Source organism: Chamaesiphon sp. VAR_69_metabat_338 (assembly GCF_031423935.1).
Taxonomy (GTDB): Bacteria; Cyanobacteriota; Cyanobacteriia; order Cyanobacteriales; family Chamaesiphonaceae; genus Chamaesiphon.
The window spans coordinates 1-2,687 of sequence record NZ_JANPGM010000368.1 but is presented as its reverse complement, the minus strand read 5'-3'; the positions used below and the strand labels follow the sequence as shown (position 1 = coordinate 2,687).

The 2,687-nt window shown below is 42.1% G+C and carries 3 protein-coding genes and 1 pseudogene; 3 read left to right on the top strand and 1 reads right to left on the bottom strand.

Features of this window, described 5'->3' with window-relative positions:
• Positions 1 to 295 (top strand): hypothetical protein (locus tag RMO84_RS10375; RefSeq protein ID WP_310488389.1); only part of this gene is annotated, 295 nt, incomplete at its 5' end.
• Entirely contained in the window at positions 292 to 720 is a 429-nt protein-coding gene (locus RMO84_RS10370; protein ID WP_310488388.1) for a type II toxin-antitoxin system VapC family toxin, read from the top strand. The genes RMO84_RS10375 and RMO84_RS10370, both read left to right, overlap by 4 nt.
• Before the next feature lie 461 nt (positions 721 to 1,181).
• Here RMO84_RS10370 and RMO84_RS10365 read toward each other — a convergent pair whose 3' ends face one another.
• The gene (locus RMO84_RS10365; RefSeq protein WP_310488387.1) at positions 1,182 to 1,598 is read right to left on the bottom strand and encodes a hypothetical protein; all 417 of its coding nucleotides are present in this window, start codon (positions 1,596 to 1,598) and stop codon (positions 1,182 to 1,184) included.
• 367 nt (positions 1,599 to 1,965) lie between these two features.
• On the opposite strand from RMO84_RS10365, the pseudogene RMO84_RS10360 reads away from it, so the two are divergent.
• Positions 1,966 to 2,687 (top strand): annotated as a pseudogene (locus tag RMO84_RS10360) (glutamate synthase subunit alpha); the annotation flags it as partial.

Below are 2,687 nucleotides of genomic sequence, written 5' to 3'. Positions count from 1 at the left end.
AAATCCAGCCGAGAGCGAGTTTATGGCATCTGTTATTGGATTGCCAAATCTAACCGCTAATGGAATGACGGAAAAAGAAGCGATCGATAAACTTAAAGTTATCCTAGATGCTCAATTTAGGAATGGAAAATTAGTAACAATCGATATAGATATACCTAGTAAAGTAACTGAAGAAAGAAACGATCCTTGGATAGATAATATGGGTATCTTTCAGGACGATCCAACTTTTGAAGACTTTTTGACAGAAGTGAATAATTATCGTAATGAGGTGGATTTGACCGAGGATTATCGATGAATTTATATGTTGTTGATACTGATATCTTGAGTCTTTATCAACGGAATCATTCACAGGTTTGTACTCGTATTCGGATTGCTAGGCAAAATAATCTAATCATCAAAACGACGGTGATAACAGTTGAGGAGCAATATGGTGGACGGTTAGCGCAGATTCGGAAAGCACAAAATCCTGAAGCTTTGATTTTGGCTTACGATCGATTGATGGCAACGTTCTCTCTATTCTCTCAGTTAGAAATTCTGAAATACGATCGATCTGCTGATACTTATTTTCGACAATTTCGACAGCAAGGAATTCGGATTGGAACGCAAGATCTGAGAATTGCTTCAATCGCTCTCGCTCATGGTGGTATTATTGTTACTCGCAATCAGAAAGATTTTGGACAAGTGCCAGGACTAACGATCGAAGATTGGTCTTTGGAGTAAATATATCGATCCCAAAACCATCGCACCAAAGATTGAGCGATCATTCCGACAGGATATCAAGATGCTCCTCCATAGCGATCGATCGAACCTCAAACACTAGAATCGTTGGCTTTCTCAAAGTAGATAATCGATCGATCATTACAACAGGATATAAAAATGCTCCTCAATCGCGATCGATCGAACCTCAAACACTGAAACTGTCTGGTTTCTCGAAGTAGCTAATCGATCGAGCATTCCGACAGGATATAAACATACTCCTCAATACCGATCGATCGAACCTCAAACACTGGAATTGTTGGGTTTCGATGCTCAGCCCAACCTACGGGGAGAAATATCACTAACCAAAATGAAAATTGATCGCCAACCAAATCTGTGTTGGTGGGCAAATATTATGGTATTGTCGATCGGGTTTAGTGCTAATTTTGTTTGCCCTAAACCCTTCTGCTATTTAAAATAGATCTTTAAGACTCCGCATTAATATCAATAACTTCACTAAACATATTAGTTTTATATCCAGGATAATCTAATGGTATTCCTCCGTGTTTTTGATATATTTCAAGAATTTCATCTTTATCTTTTTCCGTCACGCTTAACATCACTGCATCAACCATTGGAATTTTTTCATGATGAATTTTCATCCATTTGCTCCAGTTTTCTGGAGTAAATTTATTAATCGGATATTCTTTTAGAATTTCCAAAGCCGTATTCAATACTAATTCTGCATCTTTGATTTTGCTGGCAGAATCTAACCAGTAGCCACAGTGACTACAGGCAATAATAAAATTCCCTGTTTTTGGAGAAGTATCTATTTGTAATTTTGGTGATTGACTTCTACCAAAATTGGAATCTAGCTTCTTTCTTCTTTTTGCGTCACCCATGATTTTAATGTTGTATGAGTTAGTTGTTGAATTTTTGCTCTAATCGAGCGAACCGGACAATTCAAGAAGATTGTTTGCAAGCTCCTAGTGGTAATATTCATTTGTCAGCCCAGCTTTCTTATATTCCATCATTTACAACTCTCTGCGCTAGCCCGGTATTGCTACTCTCAAACAAAACAATAATTATAACGGCTTTAATCTCCATTGCTCCGCATCCCTGAATATTTGTATCAGAGGGCAAACTTTTGTATCGGTGAACGCCCGATCGACTGGGATCGATCGACAATATAAGGCGAAGTAGAATACCCATGCTGTCCGTAAAACTGGCATTGACTACTCAAACACCCTTAAAGCGATCGATCCAAGTATGAATACCATCCAACCACCCAGCAAACAAGGTTTATACGATCCTCAGTTTGAACACGATGCTTGCGGTATCGGTTTTATCGCGCAGATGAAGGGGGCGAAGTCGCATCAGATTGTGGCGCAAGCACTGACAATTTTGGTTAATCTCGATCATCGTGGCGCGTGCGGTTGCGAGACAAATACGGGTGATGGGGCGGGGATTTTGATGCAGGTGCCCCACAAATTTATGCAGAAGGTGGCTCAGGCTGAGGGGATTGAATTACCCGCAGCGGGACAGTATGGAGTCGGGGCGGTGTATGGATCGCCAGATTCGGCGATTCGATCGCAGAGTCGGCAGATCTTCGCTGATGTTGCGGCGGCGGAAGGCTTGAAAGTATTAGGTTGGCGGGATGTGCCGACGGATAATAGTTCTTTGGGTGAGACGGCTCGATCGAGTGAACCATTTATGCAGCAGGTGTTTGTTGCTAAATCTCCCGAATTGGCGGATGAGTTAGCCTTCGAGCGGAAGTTGTTTGTGATTCGGAAGCTGGCGCATACGGCAATTCGGGCGGCGAATGTCGATGTGCATTGGTATGTAGCGAGTATATCGGCGCGGACGATCGTGTATAAGGGGATGTTGATGCCCGTGCAGGTGGGGCAATATTTCCCCGAACTCCAAGATCCTGACATGGAGAGCGCGTTGGCGTTGGTGCATTCGCGGTTTAGTACGAATACTTTCCCCAG